Raw genomic sequence first — 22,111 nt, 5'->3', positions numbered from 1 at the left:
TGAGCACCGAAAATAATACAACCGCCCTTGTTGAGCATAAGTCAGCGAAAACCCGTACACGCGAGCAAGGTGACGTGAAATGAAAGGGCGCAGACCTTATGGTCGCGCCCTTGAAATTGAACGTCAGATTGCCGTGTGTACGGGTTTGCAGCGTCGAGCCGTTACGCGGTTTGGTAAAACCGCGTAACAAATTACGCGAGTTTGGCTCCAACGATCTTTGCTGCTGCCGGCTTATCGAAGTTGCCGCCAGTGGCCTTACCCAGAGCGCCCATGACCTGGCCCATCTGCTTCTTGGACGCGGCGCCCAGCTCGGCGATGACCTGCTCGATCAGGGCCTCGAGCTCCTCGCCCGAAACCTGCGCGGGCAGAAGGCTCTCCAGAATCTTGACCTGCTCGGTCAGGTTGTCGGTACGCTCTTGGTCGGTGCCGGCCTTGATGGACATCTCCAGCGTCTCGCTCGTCTGCTTAATCAGACGCTTGATCATGCTGTTGACGTCTTCCTCGGTCACATCGCGGCGCTCGTTAACCTCGATATTCTTCACCTCGGCCTTGACCTGGCGAATGATGGACAGGCGAACCTTGTCCTTAGCCTTCATGGCCGCGATCATTTCCTTCTGCAGCTCTTCGTTGGTCATCTGCAAATCCTCTCTAATAGCGTGGGCGGCACTCGCGCGAGCACCGCCCCATGATTACTCAGTCGTCGACGAATCGTCGGTCGAACTCTTGGTGACGCCCTTCAGGCTCACGTTATAGGGCACGTCCTTAGGCATGGGGTTAACGGTGATGTCGGCGTCCTTCTTGTACTGCTCCAGCCACTCGCTGTACGCGGTGCTTGCCGTCTGCGTCTTCACCACGTTGGAGACGTACTTCTTGATGTCCTTGGGTACCTGCTTAATGTCATCGACCTGATTATCGACATGGAAGTAGTCGGTGCACTTGATGATGTGGTAACCATAGGTCGACTCGACGACGTCGCTCACATCGCCCTTGTTGAGCCCCTCGAGCGCCGCCTGGTAGCTGTCGACGAAGGTGGTGAGCTTGTCCCAGCCCACATCGCCCTTCTTATCCTTGGAGCCGGTATCGTCGGAGTACTGCTTTACGGCGTCCTCAAAGCTCAGCTCGCCGGAGTTGATCTTGTCCAGGCACTCCTGCGCCTTGGCCTTGGCGGCGGCCTTGTCCTCATCGGAAGCGTCGGAATCGACCTTGATCAGAATATTCGACGAACGGCGGGCGTCATTGTAGTTGGACAGGTTCTCGTTGATGTAATCGACAATCTCGCTGTCCTTGGGCTTGCTTGTGGGCGCTACCGCATCCTTGAGCTTTTGCTGCGCCAGGCTCTCCTTGAGCGAGTCCTTGTAGGTGTCCTCGGTGTAGCCGTAGGTCTTAAGCGTCTTCTTAAAGGCCTTGGCGCCGCCGGCGCTCTTGCAGGCGTCCTTCCAGGCCTTCTCGACCTCCTCGTCCGAGACGGTCACGCCGTTTTCCTTCTGCGCTTGCTGAAGCAGAATCTGCTGCGTGTAGGAGTCGATGAGCTGCTTGCGATACTTCTTGGGCGTGAGGTCGTTGTCGACCAGGTACTGCGCCCAGTCTTTGTCCTTGGTGTAGCCGTAGGACGTGCGCATGCTCATGATCTGCTTGGTCACGGTGTCCTCGGTGAGGTTGGTGCCATTGATGGTGGCAGCCACGCCGCCAGTGAGCTTATAGCCCGAGCTGGCGCTTTCGGTCTGCGACATCAGGCCGGAGCACGCCATGGCCGAGACGGAAAGCAGCATCGCTAGTACGCCGATAACCACTAGGATAATCTTGACGGTCTTGGACACATAGGTCTTGCGCTGCTTCTTACGAGAGCTGGAGGCGGCGCGAGCCTGTTGCTCGGGCGTCGGCGCGGCCTCGGGGTTCTTTTTCTTATTTGCCATGTTTGGCCTTTCGCATAACGAATCGAACAAACGCCATTGTGTCACAACGCAGCCCCCGCGGCACGCTTGGTGCATTGGGGACAGGTTAATCTGCACCATTTTGGTGCAAAGGGGACAGCTCTGGCAGCCGGCACCTTAGAAGTGACGGCGGATAGCGTCGACCATGCCCTGCGGCGTGGTCTGGCCGAGCACGTCGGATGCGGCATCGGCGTCCATAAAGATGTTCATGAGAGCCTGCAGGGCCTCGACCTGGCCGCCCGGCTCGGCGATGCCCAGGTTGATGACGATCTGCGCCGGCACCGGAGCGCCCATGCCAGCCATAGCGTTAAATGTCACGGGCGCGGCGGGCTTCACCACCGCGATATAGGGCTTGGCCACAAACCCCGGATCGGTATGCGGAATGGCAATGTTTGCCGCCGGCATGGCAAGACCCGTGGGATAGGCATCCTCGCGCGTGCGAACGGCGTCGAGCCAACCGTCGGCAATGTAGCCGCGCGGAGCAAGCTCACTCTCGAGCTGCGCAAACACCTCACCCGGCGTCGCACACTCCCAATCAAAAAACACCAGCTCAGGCGTAAACAGCGCTTCGTTATCCGCCATGCGCTCACCTCTCTCACCTAGTCACCCGCGACGTTCTTAAACGACTAGTCATTCAAGAACGTCGCGGGTGACTACCCAAAACAAAAGGTGGCCACGCGCGCCTTGGCGCCAATGACCACCCTGACCACTCAACTAAATTGTACTGTGCGCCGCTAGCCGCGGGGCGCATCAATTGCGACCTTGCCGCTCTCCAGCACGTGGACGCGGCCGTCGGCGAGCATTTGCACGACCTCGGGATACAGCACGTGCTCAATCGCGTGGATGTGCTCCTCGAGCGTGTCGACATCCCAGCCCTCCTCGACAGCCAGCGCACGCTGGGCGATGATGGGACCGTTGTCGTAGACCTCGTTGGCAAAATGCACGGTCACGCCAGTTACCTTGACGCCGCGCGCAAAGGCATCGTCAATCGCATGCGCACCGGTAAAGCTCGGCAGCAGCGCCGGATGCAAGTTGACCACGCGGTTGGGAAACGCCGCCAACAGAGGCGTGTGCACCATGCGCATGTAGCCGGCCATGACCACATACTCGCAGCCGCGCTCGAGCAGCTCGTGCGCGATGATCTCGTCGGCGGCAATAGGGTCGGCATAGACATCCTTGGACAGCGTGAGCGTCTGGATGCCCGCGCGCTCAGCGCGCTGCAAACCCTTAGCCGAAGGACGGCTCGACACCACAAGCTCAATCGAGGCGTTGAGCTTACCGGCGGCGATCAGATCGATCAGCGCCTGCAGGTTGGTACCCGAACCGCTGATGAGCACACCGATCTTGAGCGGCTCAGCCGTATCGGTGCCAGTCGGACGGGTATAGGGCACAAAGTCCAGGCCCTCGGCAGCAGCCATCTGCTCGTTAGCGCTCATCGGAGTACACGACCTTACCGGAGCCCTCGACGCACTCGCCCACGCGGAACGACTTCTCGCCCAGCGCGACCAGGGCCTCGGTTACCGCGGCCTCGTCCTCGGGGGCGACGATCAGGCACAGACCAACGCCCATGTTGAAGGTCTTGCATGCCTCGTTGGGGGCGAGCTCGGCCTGGCGCGACACGTAGGTGATGACGGGCGGAACGTCCCAACCCATCTCGGCGCCGTTGCGGGTGACCACGGCGTCAACGTCGTCGGCGAGCGCGCGGTTGAGGTTCTCGGTAATACCGCCGCCGGTGATGTGGGCGATGGCGTGCACCGGAGCGCCACCGCGGAGCAGCTCAAGAACCGGCTTGACGTAGATGCGCGTGGGAGCCAGCAGAGCGTCTGCCAGCGATGCACCGCCGAGCTCCTCGAGCGGACGGCTCAGCTCCTCGGCCTTAGCGGCGCCCTCGGGCGTACCCGGCTTAATGCCGTCGACGCCAATGACCTTGCGCACGAGCGAGTAGCCGTTGGAGTGCACGCCGGTGGAGGGCAGGCCCAGGATCACGTCGCCGGGGCGGACGTTTGCGGGGTCGAGCATCTTGGGACGGTCGACGACGCCCACGGTAAAGCCGGCGAGGTCGTAGTCGGCCGGAGCCATGACGCCCGGGTGCTCGGCCATCTCGCCGCCCACGAGCGCGCAGCCCGCGAGCTTGCAGCCGTCGGCCACACCCTTGATAATCTTTGCCATGTGCTCGGCCTCGATGTGACCGATGGCAACGTAGTCCAGAAAGAACAGCGGCTCGGCGCCCGAAGCCAGAATGTCGTTGACGCACATAGCGACCAGGTCCTGGCCCACCGTCTCGTGACGGTCCATGATCTGGGCGAGCACGAGCTTGGTGCCCACGCCGTCGGTACCGCTGATCAGGATCGGGTCTTCCATATCCTTAAGCGCGGCAGCCGAGAACAGGCCACCGAAGCCGCCGATGCCGCCGATAACCTCGGGGCGATTGGTGTCCTTGACCATCTGCTTAATCGCGTCGACGGCGCGGCCGCCCTCAGCGGTATCGACGCCGGCATCCTCATACGTCACATGCTTGCTGTCGCTCATCTGAGCCTTCCTCTCCCACTACCGTGGCGCCGCGCGGGCGCCAAACGGTGCTCATAATTGCGTTCATTTCGGCGCGCGCCATAACAGCACGCGCCGTCATATCAACAAAACAGCAGGTAAAACCTACCAAAATAAACCTGTCCCCACATGGCAGGTTTTAGGCCTCGCCGTGCTCCTCTTCCCAGCTGCGGTCGTCGTATTTCTCGACCACGGCGTCGTCGTCAAAGTGCAGCGGCTTGTCCAGGTTGCGGGGCTTAAAGCCCTCCATAAACTTGTCGCGGCCAAAGCTCTCGGGAATCGCCACGGGGTAGCGGCCGGTAAAGCACGCATCGCAGTAACCGCCCTTGGGCATGACCTTAAGCAGGCCTTCGACCGAAAGGAAGGCCAACGAATCGGCGCCGATATACTCGCAAATCTCGTCGACCGTCTTGTTGGCGCTGATAAGCTGCGACTGCACATCGGTATCGATACCGTAGAAGCACGGCCAGATGACCTCGGGCGAGTTGATGCGGATGTGAATCTCCTTGGCGCCGGCGTTGCGCAGCATCTTGACGAGCTGCACCATGGTGGTGCCGCGCACGATGGAGTCGTCGATGACGACCAGGCGCTTGCCCTCGATATTGTCGCGCAGCGGGTTGAGTTTCATACGCACGCCCATGGCGCGCAACTCCTGCGTAGGCTCGATAAACGTACGGCCCACGTAGCGGTTCTTGATAAGGCCCTCGCCAAAGGGAATACCGCTCTCGTGCGAATACCCCTCCGCAGGCGGCAGGCCGGAGTCGGGCACGCCGATGACCAGGTCGGCCTCGACAGGCTCCTCATGTGCCAGCTGACGACCCATGTCGTAACGGCAGGCATAGACGCTCTTGCCGTTCATGATGGAGTCGGGACGGGCAAAGTAGACCTGCTCAAAGATGCAGTTGGCGGGCTCTTCGGCTGCAGGCACGCCCTGCTCGGATACCAGGCCCTCGGCGCTGATGCGCAAGATCTCGCCGGGACGGACGTCACGGACGTACTCGGCACCCACGATGTCGAGTGCGCAGGTCTCGGAAGCAACGACCCAGCCGCCGGCGCGCGTGACACGGACGGCGGAGTCGACCGTCGCGGCGCCGTCCTGCGACGGCAGCTGCGAAACGGCTGCGGCATCGGCCTGGTCCAGACCCTCGTCCACCAGCTTGCCCAGCACGAGCGGGCGAATGCCGTGTGGATCGCGGAATGCGTAGAGCGCCTGCTCGTTGATGAGCGTCATGGCGTAGCCGCCGCGCACGAGCTCCATGGTCTTGCGAATACCCTCGCGCAGGTGGCCCGTACGCTGGGTAAAGTAGCCGATAAGCTTGGTCGCGACCTCGGAATCCGAATTGGAGAGGAACGGCACGCCCAGCTCGATCAGCTGACGGCGCAGCTCGTCGGTGTTGACGAGGGTGCCGTTGTGCGCGAGCGCGATAATGACGCTATTGATGGTAGAGAGGTGCGGCTGAGAGGCTTCCCAGCTCTTGGCGCCGGCAGTGCCGTAGCGCACATGACCCACGGCCAGCTGGCCGGAGAGCGTCGACAGGTCGGCGTTGGAGAACACGCGGTCGAGCAGGCCCAGATCTTTGCGGACCATAACCGTGCCGCCGTCACCCACGGCGATTCCAGCCGATTCCTGGCCACGGTGCTGCAGCGCACGCAGGCCAAAGTACGTCAGTCGAGCCACGTCGCGATCGGGCGCCCATACGCCGAAAATGCCACATTCCTCATGCAGCTGGTCGGAGTCCGGATCATACGTCGACATGGTGTTCACCTGTCCCGCGGCACGCTCGGCCGCGCGGATGGTTTCTTGAGACATGGTATCCCCTCAGAGCCTCGTATTTTTGGCGTTACCTGCCCTATTATACGCACGGCAAGACAAGCACTCCCGCGCATGAACAGCGCTTTTTAAAAGCCCACCGAGCTAATAATCAGTTTTGTTGCCAAACATTTTATCGGTCTGTCCAGTGCAAGCGCCCGCGCCCCCCAGATGGCCGCCGCGTCCACCGTTGGGGATTACAAAGTTGCAATTGGGACGTTCGTCCTGTCTTTTGGCAGGTCGGCGGCGTATCCTTATAACCTACAACAAAGCGAGAAAGGTTCTGTATGGATCGAAACGAACTCGACCCCAGCGTCCCCAGCGCCACAGAGGTCAAGAAGATTCCCCTCATCATTAAGGTGTACGCCGTCCTGTGCATCCTTTCCGGCGTGGGCACGCTCCCGTCGGTCGCTGCCTTTATGTGGCAGGTCATCACGGCACTTGTTAACGGCAACGCCACCGAAAAGCTCGGCGACAACACGCTCGTCGCAGTCGGCCTTATCGTCGCCGGCATCATGCTCTCTGCGGCAAGTGCCGTCATCCTAATCATCTTTGGCCTGGACCTTATCAAAAACCAGCGCCGCAACGCCGCCCGCCTGTCCTACATCCTTATTGCATTCACCGTCGTCGAGCTTTTGGTCGACGTGATGCTCCAGGGCATCGGGCCCTTCCTGCTGCGTCCCGCGATCCAGCTCGGCATCCTTGTTGCACTTTCGGCAACCGTCGACCCCACGCTGCGTCAGGAGCGCGAACTGCAGCGCCGCCTGCAGGAGATGCTCGACCGCGACGCCGCCGCCGAGGGCATGCTCGGCCGCGATGAAACCGGCGAGGGCTACATCAAGCTCAACTACTTCAACCTGTTCTGGGTGTTCTTTGTCTGCTGCATACTCGGCCTGATCGCCGAGGACATCTGGCACATGACGGTCGACGACCCGGGCGTCTATCAGAACCGCGCCGGCATGCTGTTTGGCCCCTTCAGCCCCATCTACGGATTTGGCGCCGTGCTCATGACCATGGTGCTTAACCGCTTCTACAAAAAGAACCCCATCATCATTTTCCTGGTGAGCGCCCTGCTCGGCGCCAGCTTTGAGGTGTTCGTGGGCTGGTTTATGCAGACCGCGTTTGGCGTGGTCTCGTGGAGCTACTCGCACATAACGCTGTTCGGTTTGCCCGATCCGCTCGTGGTCCTCACGGGCGGACGCACCTGCACGGGCTTCGCCTGCCTGTGGGGCCTGGGCGGCCTCATCTGGATCAAGCTGCTGCTGCCGAGGCTGCTTAAGCTTATCAACAAGATCCCCTGGAAGAGCCGCTACTCGGCCACCGTCATCTTTACCGTTATCATGCTGGTCGACGGCGTCATGACGCTGCAGTCGCTCGACTACTGGTACCAGCGCGTTAACGGCACGGAGCCGGACATTCCCGTCGCACAGTTCTACGGAGAGCACTTCGATAACGAGTACATGGAAAACCGCTTCCAGAGCATGACCATGAGCCCCAAGGATGCGACGCGCGTGTAGCGCCCACCGCGCCCAAAACGCAAAATGCCCGCCGGTATCACACGTACCGGTGGGCATTTTTATAAACGATCCTTCTATCGACGCAAGCCTCTACGCCTCGCGCTCGACCTCACTCACGCATTCGTTCTTAATGGTGCCAACGAGCGCCTGCAGCGCATCGACCACGTGCGGGCGAATGTCCCCGCCGATGAGCACGAGCATGATGTCGTCACCTACGGCAAGCTCGCCGCTTGCCAGCCACACACGCACATAGCCGATACCCGGCATCGCACGCGTCGCCTCGATAGCAGCCTGCACCTTCTGAGCATCGAAGCCAAACACCATGCCGCCCACCTTATGCCCAGGCGCCACGCCATCGGTCTCGACTCCGCGCACCTCAGCCTTGGGCGTCGCGCGCACCACACCGTTATGCGTCAGATACATCCCACAGCCTGCCGCCGAAGCATCGGCCTTGGCCTCGCGCAGCCAAGCATCAATCGAAGGCATCAATTTGCCACTCTCGAGCATCATTTCTCCCTTACCGTCGTCGAGTAGCCAATTTGGGACGGGGCCTTTTTAGCTACTCTCGAACAACTTATTCCTCGACCGGCGTGAGTACCATGACGGCGCGTGTGTTGCTCAGCGACAGCGAACGACAGGTCACAAGCGTTACAACCTTAGTTGCCGAAGCGGCACGATCGGTGGCATCACTCGCCACGGCAGAAGCGCCGTCGAGCATCTCGGACAGGTAGTTCTTGAGTCCGTCGTCGCCCTCAAAATTGGTCGTGCGCGCCTTGGCATACGTGTCCTCGACCACCTTGGTCGCCAGCGGACGCAACTTATACGTCGCATCGCGCGTGATGTAGTACACATATTCAACGCTATCGAACGTTGCCTGGTCAGTCGTATCCGAAATCACGTTGAACATCGACCCATCGTTCATATGGTGGCCGTAGATCGTGGTCTGCTGGTCGACCATTCCCGGCGCGGTGTCATCGCTATCCAAGAAGATGGCACCCGAGGCGTTAGACGTGCCATCGAACAGCGTGTTGAGGTATTTGGAGTTGTTGTTGGTCTGCACCACGGGATAGTTGATGTTGGTTCCCGGCACGTAAATCCAACCCACAATCTCGGGGTTCGTCTGAGCAAGTGCATCAAAGTCGATAATCGGCACGCCGCTGGCGTCCTTATCGCTTACATATTGCTTCTCGATTTTCTGATACGAATCGCTCGCCTGCTTATAGCCAATCTGGGCATTGATAAAGATGGCAGCGGCGGCAACAATCAGACCGATGCCCACGATGATGAGCAGAATAGGAATGATGGAGCGGCGCTTTTTACGCGGCGACTCGGTGTAATCCGACGGCGTGGCATGCGATGAAGACCGGGGCGGCTTCTTAGCGGTGCTATAAGATGAAGGTCGATATGCGGCCGGCGCGTCCTGTCGACGATGCGTCGCCGGTGTCACGGGGCGCGGCGCGCGCGGCTGCTGAGGAGAGGATGTCCGACCCTGCTGTGCCGCATGGGCAGCACCCGGCTTCGACGGATCGGGAATCTGAGAAGCCTTGAATCGTTTTCCCTGATAATCGGACATGGCTCTCCTTATACTGCGGTGAAACGGCGGAACGCCTAGGCGTCGGCCATCTCCTGCTTCATCTTCTCGATAACCTTGCGGTACTCGGGGTCGCATGCGCCCAGAATCTGCGTGGCGTAAATGGCGGCGTTCTTGGCGCCGTTGATGGCAACGCAGGCCACGGGCACGCCCGAAGGCATCTGCACCATCGACAGCAGCGAATCCATACCGCCCAGGTCACTCGTCTTCATAGGTACGCCGATAACCGGCAGCGGCGTAAAGGCGGCCACGACACCACCCAGGTGAGCGGCCTTGCCGGCGGCGGCGATAATCACTTTGATACCGCGATCGGCAGCAGTCGAAGCCCACTCGTGGACCTTCGCCGGTGTGCGGTGTGCGCTCGCAATGACGAGCTCATAGGGCACACCGAGCGCCTCGAGCTCGGCGGTGCAGCCTTCCATAACACCCAGATCGGACTTGGAGCCCATGATGATCCCGACAACCGGCTTTTGATCTGCCATAAACAAAGACCTCCTGTTGAGAGCGGTGACGCGGCCAATCCGCGACCCTTAACTGCAAATAATTCAAGTATAGCCGCCGATGCTGATGTGTTCGGCGGGAGACGGAACGCTTTGCGAGATTAAGGCCGAAGGGTCGGAGCTTTCTGCCTACATTCAAAAAGCGTGCCCACCGTCCTTGGGTGGGACGGCGGGCACGCTTGCTTAGCTGTTGCTGGGGCTACTTAGCCTTGCTGCGACGATGGAAGAAAGCGCCGATCGCGGCGATGATGGCGCCAAGACCACCGACGGTCGCGACGGTCGCCGCCGTCTGGTCTCCGGTATTGGGAATCGCCGAACCGTTCTTCTTGCTGCCCTGGGCCTTGTCGCCTGCGGGCTTGCCCGCCTGGTTGCCGCCGTTCGAGCCATTGCCGGAACCCTGGTTGCCCGAGCCGCCCTGGTTGCTGGAATCGGCATCCTTGAGGCTCTCAATGGCCAGCTTGAGCTGGCTATAGGCCGCCTGGATCTGGGTGTCGGAAGCATTCTCATCACCCAAGACGCCCTCGGCGTAGGTAATGGCATCCGTCAGGGCCTTGACAGACTCGGCCGTCTTGCCCCTGGTGTCAGTCTCCTTCGCCTGCTTGACCAGGGCCTTGAGCTGCTTCTTAGTCGGATTCTCGACCGGGACCACCGGGGTCTTCTCGAGCGCGTCGCGGGCGCTCTCGAGCGCCCTGAGCGCCTGGTCGACCTCGTCCTGCGTGGCATCCTCGTCGCTCAAGATGGCGCGGGCGCTCGCCAGGGCGTTCTCGAGCGCCGTCCAGGAGGCCTCGGTGTAGTCGCCGGCCTTGAGGTCGCCGGCGGCAAGCTCGGCATCAACCTTTTCGATCGCGGCAGTGAGATCATCCTTCGCCACCGGATCGGGGACGGCCGTACCGTAGAACTTGAGCTCCGCCATGCTGCAGTAGGCATCAACGTCGCCCCCGCCGGCGTGAATCACCTTGACGGTCACGTAGCGACCGCGCGCGGCGCCAAAGCTCATCTGTTTCCAGTCGCCACGGTCGGTGAGCACGCGGCCATCGTTGTCGAAGGCGAACGTACCCATCGACGCGGCGGTGCCCTTCTCATAACCGTCGGCAGTGTCGGAGACCAGTATCTCGGCCTCGAAGATATCGCCGTTAGTGCCGCCGTCCTGGCGCGGCAGGAATGTAACGTCGGTGAGATCGTAGTCGCGGCCCAGGTCGACACTCAGATACTGGGGCATACCGGTCCCATGGGCCCAGTCGCTGTGCCAAAGCGTCCGCTCGTCGCCGTCGAGAGCGTTGACGGCGTTGCTGCCCTCGTAGTCGGCCTCACTCGAGAAGCCGGCCACCTTGACGTTCTTGCGGTTCTCGGGCGTGTTGATGAGAATCTTCTCATCGACAGGGCGCATCTTGAGGCCGTCGATTGCCTTCTCGATCTTGGCTGTGGCGTCTGCGACATCCTTCTTGCTATAGCTGCCCTGGCCGCTGTCGAGGAGCTTCTGAGCCGCCTCGACCGCAGTGGTGAGAGCTGCATAGGAATCCTTGGTGTAGACGGACTCGCTGTAGCCCGCGGCCTTGGAAAGCGCTGCTACGAGCGCAGAGGTATCGACACCAGCCTTGACCTCGACCTCATAGGATGCGGTCTTGGAGGGGTCGAGTACCGACGCCACCGTGATCTTTGCCTTGCCGGCCTTGTTGGCACGCAGGTAGTAGCTCACGCTATCGCCAGCCTGAACAGCGGAGACGCTTACCACAGAGGGGTCGGAGCTCTCGACCGTCACATAGGGGTAGCCAGCGCTCTCAGGCGTAGCCTTGGCGTCGACGGGCGTAATGTCGCCTTCAAAGAACTCGGTCTGGTTCTTGCCTAGCTCGACACCCTCGATGGCCTCGACACCCTGCGTGTAGTTGAAGTTGACCTCACGCAGTGTGAGCATCTGGTCACCCGATGCCTCAAGCGGCGTGACCTCGACCTTGGTCGCCTTCTTGCCCTTGTTCTCGGCAGAGAGGTCAAAGGCGTAGCGAGCCAGGAAGGAATCGTACTCCCCGCCCGCGAACTCTTGGGTCGAGCCATCCTCGAACGTCACGACAGCCTTGATCTTCTGCACGGTTCCGTTGCCACCGTTGCGGTTAACGACCTCGACACTATCGAGTTTCGACGGCGTCTTAAATGCGAATGTCATCGTGGTGGGAAGCTTCACGTAACTCGGAAGCTTACCCTCGCTGTCCCAGTTGCCGCTCCAGTTCCATAGGAACTCAAAGCCGTTGTCGCCCTCGTTATTATCGAACAGCGCGTTATAGCTCTTCTGCTGGATAAGTTTCTCGACGTTGGTCCCGTCGTCGGTCGTGAGCTCATCGTTGGTCATCGTGATGTTGAAGGCGTCCTGACCGTACTCGGCGACCGTTGGCTGAGGAACATCCGGCATCGTCACCGTGCCGTCGCTCGCAAACTCAAGTGCGTCGCATGCCGGACCGATGAGCCAAGATGTCGAGGGCAGTTCGACCTTGCCGGCGGTCTTGGCCTTGAGCTTGAAACTCGCCACCGCGCCGGTACCGTTGTAGAGCTTGCCATCGCCGCGGTTGGCAAAGGCGAGATTGATAGTCTGCGTTCTGTCCGCGAACTGGACCTTCTCGCGAGACAGGTTCTCCATGCCGGCAGTCGAGCCGTCCTGCGCGATGCTCTCGGACACAAACTCGAACTGGTCGCTCTTGAAGTTGACGAGAGCGCCCAGGGCGTTGACGTTCTTGGCGTCGGCCGCATAGACATCAACGGTGATCTCATCACCGGCCTCGACCTCGGTCTTGCTCGGAATCACCGCGAGCGAACCTGCGACCTTGCCCTTTTGTTTAGTGCCGCCGTCAAGACCCGCCATGGTGAACGAGTAATCGTAGACGTCGTAAACGCCGTTATCGTTGAGGTCGGCGAAGTGGTCGCGGATCTGCGAACCGAACGTCGGGGTATCGGGCTCGCGATTCTCGAGGCCCAGATAGTTCTTCATGTTGGAGTAGTCTCCGTCGGAGATCGTGGCCTTGTTGAGGTTGGAGCCCACGGCGAAGCCATCCGTGCCGTCGGTCTTGTAGATGGCAATCTCGGACGCGGAGAAGAAATTGCCGACCGAGGCGAGCGGTGTCATGCGCACGTAACGGGCGGCCACGGTGCCGTCAAACGCTACCGTCTTACAATCAGCGGAACGTGCCCAATCGACCTCCTGGCTCGTCCAGTGGACGCCATCGAGACTCGTCTCAACACGCATCTTGGTCACAGTGCCGTTGCCGGCGTCATCGCGCGGATAGTACTCGAGCTTATCGAGCTTGTAAGCGCGTCCATAGTCAACGGTAAGCGCCTTGCCCAGATCGTTGCCACCGGAGTGGAAACCGCCGTCGCCCGACTGGAACTCATGGTCGAAGGCGAGCTCGGCCTTATGGCTGCCGTAAAGTGAGCCCTCCCAGGTGATTTGCTCGGCGTCGGGGACGTTCCGCCACGGATCGAGTGCGGAGTTCGCCTCGAGCACATCGCTCCAGGCGGAGTAGCCCTCGGCGTTGCGCGAACGAATCTGGTAGGTGTGCTTGCTATTGTAGGCGAGGTCGGTGTGCGTGAACTCGGCCGCATCACCCACGGCGAACACGGTGCCGTCGACCTTAAGGTCGTAGGAGGTAGCACCATCGACCTTTCCCCAGGTGAGCTTGATGCTCGTTGGGGTCGTGACGTCCTCGGGGGCAGCAAGGTTCGTGGGTGCGGAGAGGCTCTCGTTGAGGCGATCGGCTGTGAGCGTGGCGTCGGCGTTCACGAAACCGCCCAGCTCGAGCGTCTGCGCCGCCGCAGCAACATCGGTCTTCGCGAACTTGACGTAGACCTTGGGGTTCGTGGTGATCTTGGTGTTGTTAAAGCTCTCGCCCCGCTCGGCCTCGGTGCCGTCCACATCGCTGCCGTAGTGGTTGAGGTTAGGGGTCTCGCTGTAGAAGTAGACCGCCTGGCCGGCCTCGGGGGTCGCGGTGTCAAAGGTCTCCTGCGAGTCGACCTCAACCACGTTGAGCGCGGATCCGCCGTTCTTGGCGACGACGCTCATGGGCTTGGCGGACACGTTGGCCACGAAGGTCGTGGTGCGATTGGAGTCGTAGCCGTTGTAGCCACCCTGCGAGGCTTCGGCGGTAAAGGTCGCGGTGCCGCCTGCGGCCTTGGATCTGTAGACGGTGCTCACATGCTCACCGTAGGAGATATTGTCGATCGTACCGTAGGAATCGTCCTCAGTCGTGTTGTTCTCGATGGAGGAGCCGTCGTCCTCGTACTGCGTAAAGGTGCCGTCGCCCTCGGTGGCGAAGAACTCGACGATACGCTGGCTGCGGTCGGTACCCTTGGTGTTGGTGTCGCTCACGGCCTCGGGGTTGTTGTTCTCGGCGTACATCGGCACGATAGCGTTGGCCTTCACAAACAGCGGCAGCTTCCAAAGCGGAGCCTCGTAGTTGTTGAGAACCTGGCCGCCGCGATACTGCTTACCCGAGAAGTAATCGATCCAGATGGTGGGATTCTCGTCGGTGCCGTAGTTGGGGAGGTAAATCCCATTGCGAATGTCGTTGCCGTTCTCGTCTGCCTGGGTATCCTGATACACCGGTGCCACTAGGAAGTTCTCACCGAACATATACTGGTACTGCGTCGAGGTGCTTGCGGCGTACTCGGAGTTATCGGAAAGCAGCATGGCGCGGATCATGGGCAGGCCGGCATCGCCGTTACCCGTGTCGATGTTGGCCGCCGAGGCCGCGCTCGTGTAGATATAGGGCATGAGCTGCGCCTTGAGCTTGAGGTAGAAGCGCGAGATGCCTGTGTAGGGATCGCCGTGCGTCATGGGCGATTTACGGTAGGTGCCCCAACCGTCCATGTCGAGCATAGAGGGCGTGAACGTCTTCCACTGGTAGTCACGCGCAGAGATGATGGGGTCACCGCCAAAAATGCCATCCATGTCGGAGCCGATGTTGGGGTTGCCCGAAAGACTCTGACCGATATACGTGGGGATATGGAAGCGAATGTACTCCCAGTTACCGCCATACTGGTCGCCGGTCCAAATGCCACCAAAGCGCTGCGTGCCGGCCCAACCATCGAGCGTGATGATGTTGGGGCGCTTGTTAGCGCCGGTCGTCACCGTGTCATAAGCTGTCTTGATGCCATTAAGACCAAAGGAGTAGCCAGATCCAACCCAGGCAACGTCGGTCTTAAGGGTAGTGATGCCTCCCGTCTTGACCTCGGCGTCGAAGTCGCGAAGCAGATGCCACGGGGTCTCAGGGTTGCTGTCGGGCTCAAGGTTGGACTGGGTCCACAAGCCCGTGCTCACACCCTTTGAGTTGGCATACTCGGTGAACTTCTTAAGGTTGTCGACGTTGGCACGCACAGCGTTAAGACGGTCGGCCGAGCTCGCTCCGTCGGAGTTGACGCCGCCGGTCTTGTAGTAACCGTTCTGGCCATAGCCGGCGCCGTAGCCGTCGTTCGGCAGGAACCAGCCGAGCGGCATGTCGCTGTCCTCGTAGTCATCGATAACCTGCCGAGCAGAGAACTGGCGGTCGAAATCGGTCGCTTTCATGTTCTCGGTATCAACCGTAGGGCCCTCACCGTTGAGCGTCTCGGCCGCAAGTGTGCCGTCGAGCTTGTAGCCCGTCGACATGCCAGACTCGTACTTAACGTCGCCCTTCTCGCTCGAGGACTTGCTGCCCTTGGTCTCCCACTTCTTTTGACCCGAGGTCGTTGACCAGCCATCACGGTTATAGGCATTAAGATGACCAAGGTAGAACCCGTACTCGGGCAGCAGTACCGGGTTACCGGTCACCTTGTAGTAGTCCTGCAGCATCTCAGTTGCCACGTTCGAAGCTCCCTCGTTGGTCGCCACGAAGTAGTAGGCATCAAACTCATTCTCGCTGTGCAAAGTCGTGACCGTCGATGAGTCCGTGGAACCGAAGTCGTAGGAACCCTCTGCAAACGTGTTTCGGAGCACGCCGTAGCCGTCACTCGTCCAATAAAACGGGTTGGGCGAGGCAACGCCGCCATCGGTCCAGTTGTTCGTGTTGGAGATGGCGATGGTCTGGTTGGTGTGCAGGAAGCGTCCGTTCTGGGTGCCGCCGCCAAAGAAGTTCTCGGACTTCTCCTTGGCGAGCGTCTGGACGGTACCCTTCTTATCAAGGTCGAGGGACGCGGACTCGGAAACCACGACACGGTCGCCTGACTTGATACTCATCTTGCCAGTCGCCTTGTCCAGGATCACGGTCGCCTTTCCGCCGGTGATCTCGATAGTGTCGCCCTTGTCGGCAACCGTCGCACTCGGCTTGCTGTAGGTGTCCGAGGTATCGGGCTGAGCCTGGATCTTAGCCGTGTGGGATTTACTGCGCGGCGTGGCGTACTCGGAAAACTCACCCTTGGGGTCGACGTTATAACGGAAAATACCGTCCTCGAGGAACGTAATACGGCCCTTGATGCCGTCAGCGAAATCGATGTCGACGACATTCGAGGCAGACTGGGACACGGTCGCCGAGTCGACGCCCTTGAGTGGCGTGGCAATCGCCTGCTGGGGATTGGCAAACACGAGCGTCGCTGCAGTGGCAACGAGGACCGCGCTTCCCTTCACCCACCGTTTCGTAAAAATGGAATTCCTGCGCATCTGGTCTCCTTTCTTCCGACATGCTGAGGTGCCGAGGACGCCCCCCCCCCCGGCAGCATGGGAAAACGTATCAAACGGAGATGTTCGGTACATTCCGCACAATGGGGGCCACCCGTTACCAAGGGGCCAACTGGTAGTAACCAGATAGCCACCTACTAGGTCATATCAACATATGGGAGCACTTGCGCACCCAAGTTCGGAATTCTCCCAGCGGCAGCAAAATAAGCGTCAACGGCAAGGTGGGCTTAATAAGCCATACCAATTGGTTCTTCAGTCAAATACCAATCTAGCAAAAATGTACTGTTTATCTGGTATTACACAGACCATACCTTTCTCTCGGGAACTGGGCTTCGCGAAGTTTCCCGAGGGAAAGGCTCAGCCGCCATCCTGCAACCTACCGGGGATTGCCATGACGTACGTTGGCTGATTTGGTTTGGAATGAGATGTTGACGGTGGCTGATGGGCACAATTGCCCCGGATGCATTTCATGATGCACCTAAATGCCTGTCTTCATCTTTATAGATTGTCCAGGTAGTCGTCGGCATCATAGGTAAGGCTGTAGGCTTTATTCAGGATGCGCACGAGCTCCTGGGCATCGTGCTCGCCGAGCGCTGAGAGTTGTTTCGAGAGCGATGCCACACTCTCGGCATTTTTTTTCGCCGCGAAATCACGGCCTTCCTCGGTAATGCTCACCAGCACACGCCGACGATCGTTTGGATCGGTCCTGCGCTGAACGTAACCCTTGCTCTCGAGTGAATCCAAGATATGCGACATGCGCGCACGGGAGAATTTCAGCTTCTTGGCAATCTCGGAGGGAATGACATCACCGTCAATACCCGATAGATACTGTAAAACCGGTGCCTCGCCCACACTGGCGCCGCCGGCAGCACTCAAGGATCCCTTGGCAAGGGAACGTGAGTACACAATCAGTTTTCGAGCGACGTCATCGTAATCCACTGGGGATATTGTCCTTTGCAACTCTAGAAGGGCCATAAAACCGTCATTTGCCGTACATTAGTTAACATTCGCAACAATTATTTATGATACCCCAACACGAAAGCTTATCGCTCGTCCTTCTTACGTCGCATAAGCTCCTCAACGTCGATACCCGCGGCCTCGAGCATACGCTCAACATTCTTTTTGGCGTTGGTCGTGCCAACCTTAAGCACAATCGAAAGCGGAGTGCCCACCACCAGGCACACGATGCCCGCGGGGACGCCCCAGCCGGGGCCGCCCTGCATACCCCACATCCCCACCAAAAAGCCAATAGCCACGAGCGAATAGCCCAAACGCAGCCAAACGTTGAGCCGCTGAATAGCATCGGTCTGCATCTTTGCCTCGCGGATCAAGTCGTCGCGCGAAAGGTCGTGTCCGTGTTTCTCGTGCATATGGGTCCTCCTCGTGCAAAGCGTGCATCATGTACAAGAACATCGTTTTTCGAATACGTCATCTTTCAAGAGCAATATAGCGGGTGTCGTGTAGGCGATGGAGGTCGCTGGCCATATTGCCCTTGAAGGGCGGCGCAAAATCAGAAGGCCGTGCGGTTGAGGCCGCACGGCCTTACAGGGGGCCAGGGGATGATGACTAGTAGCTCAGTGCCGGGTCGAAGAAGCCAATAACAACGCCCACGAATGCGATCACGACGAGAATCAGCATCATAACGATGGGGTTGACCTTCTTCTTGGTCATCATGTACCAGCAGAAGATGATGAAGATCATGGGCAGCAGGTGCGGATAGATTCCGTCGAGCGTGTCCTGGAACTTGCCGCCACCGGGCAGCACCAGGTTGGGGCTGCAGGTGATGGAGACCCAGGTAGCACCGACTGCACCGATGACCATGGTACCGACCATCACGATGGAATCGCGAAGAGCCTTTGCCTTGGGGCCAACGAGGGCCTCGACCGCCTTGCCGCCGAGCTCATAGCCCTGGTTGTAGGCAAAGCGCATGCCAAGGAACATGAGCAGGTTCCACACGACAATATAGAAGATGGCACCGAGCGGAGAGCCGCCGGTCGAGAGACCGAGGGCGATACCGAGCAGGATCGGGATCAGGGTACCGACGATCAGCGAGTCGCCAAGGCCGGCGAGCGGGCCCATGAGGCCGGCGCGGATGCCGTTGATGGCGTCGTCGTCGATGGCCTCGCCGTTTGCGCGAGCCTCCTCGAGGCCGGCGGTGACGCCGACAATCATGGTGCCGATCTGCGGCTCGGTGTTGAAGAACGCGGAGTAGGTCTGGAGGGCCTGCTTCTGCTCCTCGGGCGTGTCGTAGAGCTCCTCGACGATCGGAAGCATGGCGCACAGGTAACCGAAGGTCTGCATGTGCTCCTGCGAGAAGCAAGTCAGGTTGCCATAGGACCAGTTGCGGAACGACTTGGCAAGCGTTTTCTTAGAGAGTTTCTTCTTCTCTGCCATTAGATGTCCTCCTCTTCCTCATCATCGGAGCCCGAGGCGTTAGCTGCCTTGGGAGCGTTTGCGAGGTCGATCTTGAGCGAAGCGATCTCATAGTTGATCAGGGCGAAGAAGCAGCCGATGCCGGCAGCGGCAATCAGGTTGCATCCCATGACAGCGGACAGGGTGAAGCCGAAGAAGAACGTGAGGAAGTCCGTCGGCTTGGAGATGACCTGCTTGAGCAGGATGGCGATACCGACGGTAGGCAGCAGCGAGCCGACGGTGAACAGCGTCTTCATCGCGATGCCGTCCATGGGCATGTAGGTCTTCATGAGGTCGACCATGGCGGTGCCGCCCATGGTGATGATGAACGTCGGGAGGAATTAGCAGACGATGTGACCAATCCAAGGCAGAACGTTGTTGACCAGGTAGAGCTTGTGGAGATCGCCCTTCTCGAGCCACTTCCACCCCATGCCCTGCCACACCAGGTTGATGGTGGCGGTGCCATAGAAGAGCACAGTGCCGAGCGTGCCGACGGCGGCACCGAGGGATGCGGCCATGCCGGCAGCCTCAGCGGAGGCGGGATCGATGCCCGAGTTCTTGATGGCGAGGATCGCCAGCGGGATACCGATATAGGACACGGCGCGGACGTCGGCGGAGACGGTTCCGCCAGGGGTCACGAGAGCGATGTAGACAACCTGGATGGCAGCACCGACGAGGATGCCCGTCTGCATATCGCCCATGATGATGCCGACGATGAGGCCGGCGACCAGAGGACGACCCAGAGTGTAGTTGCCGATCGTCGTGCCGCCCATGCCAGGCAGTGATGCCAGGCAGGCGAACAGGCCGAACAGCGCGGCTTGGAATGCATTGATTGCCATGCTTTCCCCTTTCTTTATTCCTCAGCCCCTTTCACCAAGGGCTGTAGATACCAAAATGCGGCTGGCGCCTAACTAGAAGCCAAACTGACCGCGGAACTTGGGCCACTCACCGATGGACTTCTCCTTGATAAGGGCGAACTCGACCGTGTAGCCGGCGTTGGTGAGATCCTCGAGCGCCTGGGCCTCTTCCTGCGTGATCGACTGGTTGTTGCCGAGCTTGGTGGTGCCGGGACGATCGTTGCAGGGACCGACGATGATGCGGTCCATGCCGGGCTTAAAGCCAAAATCGACGAGAAGTTCCTTCATGTCGAGCGGGTTCTTGGTGATCAGGAAGTACTTGGTGTCGGACTTGAGAACCTTCTCGGAGACCTCCTTAAAGTGCTCCTTGGTCCACACGAACGTCTTCTTGCCCGAGGCACTCTTGTAGGCCTCCTTGAGCACGGGGTTAGACGCTGCAGCGTCGTTGACGGCGATAAGACCGTCGCAGGGATACTCGAGGGCCCAACGGGTAACGGTCTGTCCATGGATCATACGGTCGTCAATACGGATGAACGAAATCATGCGTTCTCCCTTTCTTTATCACCGGGGGTCTTTCCTCTTAACCCCCGCTCCATCACAAAAATTTGGGCGGATGCGCTGCCTAGATGTCGTCGTCCTCGTCGTCGGCGTCATCGGTCGGGACAACGAGCTCGGACATACCGTTCTTGCCCTCCTGCAGCATCATATGCTTGAGGGAATCCAGGTCCATGGTGGCAAGCCCCATCATGGCGGTCATAGCCATGGGCAGATTCATACCGCCGAAGGCAATGGTGTGGGCGAGCAGGCCCTTCTCGGCCAGCGTGTTCATCGCATTGGTGAGCGGCGATCCGCCCAGGATGTCACCAAGCAGGACAACCTCGTCATCGGCGGTAACGGGAGCGAGCGTCGCCTTGACGTTCTCGACATACTCGTCAGCGCCCATGCCGTCCACGAGACTCGTCGACAAGATGTTCGGGGCGTCATTGCCGAGCATCTTGAGGACACTGTGCAGTCCGGGAGCGAGCGTTCCGTGACTGACCATTACCAGATACCGCATGCGGTCTCCTCTCGACCTGCCGTGTGTCGCACGGCTTTGCTTTTTGCTGAGATTATTGTTGCGCCGGGGCATGTTCGGTACAAGAAAATAGTTGCGAACGGCAACTATTCATCGGTTAACGGTAGCAACTATTTTTGTGCCTAAATTATTTTTTCTTCTAATTATTTTTAAAATAGCAGGTAGATTGTCTGATAAATGTTTTATGTTCCTTATGCACCATACATACCAGCAAGAATCGGGCCTGGCATCTCCGGTTTGCCCCGCAGTGTCAGACCATGTCACGTACGCCCACGACATGGAGGTACCCCATGGATATGATCTCGTTTCTCGCCTCCGAACCCTTCGACCGCAGCGGTGATACGCCGCTCTATGTCCAACTTAAACATCGAATCGCCCTGCTTATCGCCAGCCAGGCGTTCGACACCAAGACGCCGCTACCACGCGAGCTCGAAATCTGTGAGCGGCTAGAGTTATCGCGCGCGACCGTGCGCCGTTGCTTCCAAGATCTCGTCATCGAGGGGCGCGTGGTGCGCAAACGTGGGCAGGGCACGTTCATCAAACCCCAAACCTCAGCACCCGGCATCGACCTGGCCCTGAATTTCAGCGCGCGGATGCGCGAAGCGGGACGGGTTCCGAGCTCGCAGATTCTCGCTTTTTCAAGCATACCGGCCGTCCGCGGCATCGCCTCTGGGCTCAAAGTGCCCAAAGGGACACCCGTCTGGGAGATTCGCCGTCTGCGTCTCGCCAACGACAAACCCATGGAGCTCAACTACGTCTATATCCCCGTGTCACTTTGCCCCGAGCTCACACGCAAAGACGTGGATGGCTCGCTCTACGCCTACATCGCGGAAAAGACCGGCATCCTGCCCGCAAGCGTCGATGCCGTCTACGAGGCGGTCAACCTCGACAAACATGAGGCGCGCCTTTTGGGACAGAACACCGGTAAGGCGGCGATGCGCATCGTGCGTTCGACCTACGACAAGACGGGAACCCCGTTCGAGGTAGGCGTGCTCATCAGCTGCGACGGTCAGGCAAAGCTGCACGTGCACATCGCCGCCGACAAAACAACCTTCACCGCCACAGCCCAATAAATCCAAAACGTGGGCGCCGTCGTTCAAACGAACGACGGCGCCCACACTCACTTTCTTTTTCAGCCCTAGTCATCGCGCAAAGCCCCTTCGGCAGCACACGGTGCAGCCGAGTCACCGTAGGCCGGGGCGGAGGGGGCTGAGTTTCCCACTGAGCGACTCTGCTTGCA

At 59.7% G+C, this 22,111-nt stretch carries 17 protein-coding genes and 1 pseudogene; 2 read left to right on the top strand and 16 right to left on the bottom strand.

Annotated elements, in window-relative coordinates; translation table 11 throughout:
• Positions 1-191: 191 nt before the first annotated feature.
• From DW180_RS02565 to purF, 6 genes are all read right to left on the bottom strand, one after another.
• Entirely contained in the window at positions 192-635 is a 444-nt protein-coding gene (locus DW180_RS02565) for a GatB/YqeY domain-containing protein (RefSeq protein WP_118237280.1), read from the bottom strand.
• Between the two features lie 54 nt (positions 636-689).
• Positions 690-1,913, bottom strand: a complete 1,224-nt coding sequence (locus tag DW180_RS02560; RefSeq protein ID WP_118237278.1) for a peptidylprolyl isomerase — start codon at positions 1,911-1,913, stop codon at positions 690-692.
• Between the two features lie 135 nt (positions 1,914-2,048).
• The gene (locus DW180_RS02555; RefSeq protein ID WP_055251553.1) at positions 2,049-2,513 is read right to left on the bottom strand and encodes a PTS sugar transporter subunit IIA; all 465 of its coding nucleotides are present in this window, start codon (positions 2,511-2,513) and stop codon (positions 2,049-2,051) included.
• A gap of 152 nt (positions 2,514-2,665) precedes the next feature.
• The gene (gene purN / locus DW180_RS02550) at positions 2,666-3,367 is read right to left on the bottom strand and encodes a phosphoribosylglycinamide formyltransferase (RefSeq protein ID WP_118237276.1); all 702 of its coding nucleotides are present in this window, start codon (positions 3,365-3,367) and stop codon (positions 2,666-2,668) included.
• Entirely contained in the window at positions 3,357-4,460 is a 1,104-nt protein-coding gene (purM, locus tag DW180_RS02545; protein ID WP_118237274.1) for a phosphoribosylformylglycinamidine cyclo-ligase, read from the bottom strand. Before purM ends, purN begins: the two co-directional genes overlap by 11 nt.
• Positions 4,461-4,617: 157 nt before the next feature.
• Positions 4,618-6,288, bottom strand: coding sequence for an amidophosphoribosyltransferase (gene purF, locus DW180_RS02540; RefSeq protein ID WP_118237272.1), 1,671 nt, complete (start codon positions 6,286-6,288; stop codon positions 4,618-4,620).
• Between the two features lie 287 nt (positions 6,289-6,575).
• Here purF and DW180_RS02535 point away from each other — a divergent pair, with 287 nt between their 5' ends.
• Positions 6,576-7,805 (top strand): putative ABC transporter permease, encoded by a 1,230-nt coding sequence (locus DW180_RS02535; protein WP_117564037.1) that lies wholly within the window; start codon positions 6,576-6,578, stop codon positions 7,803-7,805.
• Positions 7,806-7,895: 90 nt separating this feature from the next.
• Here DW180_RS02535 and DW180_RS02530 read toward each other — a convergent pair whose 3' ends face one another.
• The 10 genes and pseudogenes from DW180_RS02530 to DW180_RS02485 all read right to left on the bottom strand — a co-directional run bounded on the left by DW180_RS02530 (position 7,896) and on the right by DW180_RS02485 (position 20,853).
• Positions 7,896-8,315, bottom strand: coding sequence for a molybdenum cofactor biosynthesis protein MoaE (locus DW180_RS02530; RefSeq protein ID WP_233504102.1), 420 nt, complete (start codon positions 8,313-8,315; stop codon positions 7,896-7,898).
• A 64-nt stretch (positions 8,316-8,379) separates the two neighbouring features.
• Positions 8,380-9,378 (bottom strand): class B sortase, encoded by a 999-nt coding sequence (locus DW180_RS02525; RefSeq protein WP_117766329.1) that lies wholly within the window; start codon positions 9,376-9,378, stop codon positions 8,380-8,382.
• 35 nt (positions 9,379-9,413) lie between these two features.
• Positions 9,414-9,878: a 5-(carboxyamino)imidazole ribonucleotide mutase gene (gene purE / locus DW180_RS02520; RefSeq protein WP_006235810.1), complete on the bottom strand. Its 465-nt coding sequence runs from the start codon at positions 9,876-9,878 to the stop codon at positions 9,414-9,416.
• A 217-nt stretch (positions 9,879-10,095) separates the two neighbouring features.
• The gene (locus tag DW180_RS02515) at positions 10,096-16,509 is read right to left on the bottom strand and encodes a discoidin domain-containing protein (RefSeq protein WP_158570918.1); all 6,414 of its coding nucleotides are present in this window, start codon (positions 16,507-16,509) and stop codon (positions 10,096-10,098) included.
• 516 nt (positions 16,510-17,025) lie between these two features.
• Positions 17,026-17,466, bottom strand: coding sequence for a MarR family winged helix-turn-helix transcriptional regulator (locus tag DW180_RS02510; RefSeq protein WP_158550938.1), 441 nt, complete (start codon positions 17,464-17,466; stop codon positions 17,026-17,028).
• A 104-nt stretch (positions 17,467-17,570) separates the two neighbouring features.
• Positions 17,571-17,897 (bottom strand): DUF202 domain-containing protein, encoded by a 327-nt coding sequence (locus DW180_RS02505; RefSeq protein ID WP_118237268.1) that lies wholly within the window; start codon positions 17,895-17,897, stop codon positions 17,571-17,573.
• Between the two features lie 196 nt (positions 17,898-18,093).
• The gene (locus tag DW180_RS02500) at positions 18,094-18,921 is read right to left on the bottom strand and encodes a PTS system mannose/fructose/sorbose family transporter subunit IID (protein WP_117655818.1); all 828 of its coding nucleotides are present in this window, start codon (positions 18,919-18,921) and stop codon (positions 18,094-18,096) included.
• Positions 18,921-19,778, bottom strand: a pseudogene (locus DW180_RS02495) (PTS mannose/fructose/sorbose/N-acetylgalactosamine transporter subunit IIC). The gene DW180_RS02500 and the pseudogene DW180_RS02495 overlap by 1 nt, the downstream one beginning before the upstream one ends.
• 72 nt (positions 19,779-19,850) lie before the next feature.
• On the bottom strand, positions 19,851-20,339 hold the full coding sequence (locus tag DW180_RS02490) for a PTS sugar transporter subunit IIB (protein WP_089572604.1): 489 nt from the start codon (positions 20,337-20,339) through the stop codon (positions 19,851-19,853).
• A 79-nt stretch (positions 20,340-20,418) separates the two neighbouring features.
• Entirely contained in the window at positions 20,419-20,853 is a 435-nt protein-coding gene (locus DW180_RS02485; protein WP_118237266.1) for a PTS sugar transporter subunit IIA, read from the bottom strand.
• Between the two features lie 308 nt (positions 20,854-21,161).
• Here DW180_RS02485 and DW180_RS02480 point away from each other — a divergent pair, with 308 nt between their 5' ends.
• Positions 21,162-21,944 carry a GntR family transcriptional regulator gene (locus tag DW180_RS02480; RefSeq protein WP_158570917.1) on the top strand — a complete coding sequence of 261 codons (783 nt, stop codon included), beginning with the start codon at positions 21,162-21,164 and terminating at the stop codon, positions 21,942-21,944.
• Positions 21,945-22,111 lie beyond the last annotated feature (167 nt).

Source organism: Collinsella sp. AM16-21, assembly GCF_003471905.1.
Taxonomy (GTDB): domain Bacteria; phylum Actinomycetota; class Coriobacteriia; order Coriobacteriales; family Coriobacteriaceae; genus Collinsella.
This window is presented reverse-complemented; position numbering and strand designations above follow the sequence as displayed.

Excerpts from the sequence above, each read along its gene's own strand:
- DW180_RS02565 (WP_118237280.1), bottom strand. The coding sequence starts at position 635 with ATGACCAACGAAGAGCTGCAGAAGGAAATGATCGCGGCCATGAAGGCT.
- DW180_RS02560 (WP_118237278.1), bottom strand. The coding sequence starts at position 1,913 with ATGGCAAATAAGAAAAAGAACCCCGAGGCCGCGCCGACGCCCGAGCAA.
- DW180_RS02555 (WP_055251553.1), bottom strand. The coding sequence starts at position 2,513 with ATGGCGGATAACGAAGCGCTGTTTACGCCTGAGCTGGTGTTTTTTGAT.
- purN (WP_118237276.1), bottom strand. The coding sequence starts at position 3,367 with ATGAGCGCTAACGAGCAGATGGCTGCTGCCGAGGGCCTGGACTTTGTG.
- purM (WP_118237274.1), bottom strand. The coding sequence starts at position 4,460 with ATGAGCGACAGCAAGCATGTGACGTATGAGGATGCCGGCGTCGATACC.
- purF (WP_118237272.1), bottom strand. The coding sequence starts at position 6,288 with ATGTCTCAAGAAACCATCCGCGCGGCCGAGCGTGCCGCGGGACAGGTG.
- DW180_RS02535 (WP_117564037.1), top strand. The coding sequence starts at position 6,576 with ATGGATCGAAACGAACTCGACCCCAGCGTCCCCAGCGCCACAGAGGTC.
- DW180_RS02530 (WP_233504102.1), bottom strand. The coding sequence starts at position 8,315 with ATGATGCTCGAGAGTGGCAAATTGATGCCTTCGATTGATGCTTGGCTG.
- DW180_RS02525 (WP_117766329.1), bottom strand. The coding sequence starts at position 9,378 with ATGTCCGATTATCAGGGAAAACGATTCAAGGCTTCTCAGATTCCCGAT.
- purE (WP_006235810.1), bottom strand. The coding sequence starts at position 9,878 with ATGGCAGATCAAAAGCCGGTTGTCGGGATCATCATGGGCTCCAAGTCC.
- DW180_RS02515 (WP_158570918.1), bottom strand. The coding sequence starts at position 16,509 with ATGCGCAGGAATTCCATTTTTACGAAACGGTGGGTGAAGGGAAGCGCG.
- DW180_RS02505 (WP_118237268.1), bottom strand. The coding sequence starts at position 17,897 with ATGCACGAGAAACACGGACACGACCTTTCGCGCGACGACTTGATCCGC.
- DW180_RS02500 (WP_117655818.1), bottom strand. The coding sequence starts at position 18,921 with ATGGCAGAGAAGAAGAAACTCTCTAAGAAAACGCTTGCCAAGTCGTTC.
- DW180_RS02490 (WP_089572604.1), bottom strand. The coding sequence starts at position 20,339 with ATGATTTCGTTCATCCGTATTGACGACCGTATGATCCATGGACAGACC.
- DW180_RS02485 (WP_118237266.1), bottom strand. The coding sequence starts at position 20,853 with ATGCGGTATCTGGTAATGGTCAGTCACGGAACGCTCGCTCCCGGACTG.
- DW180_RS02480 (WP_158570917.1), top strand. The coding sequence starts at position 21,162 with ATGGATATGATCTCGTTTCTCGCCTCCGAACCCTTCGACCGCAGCGGT.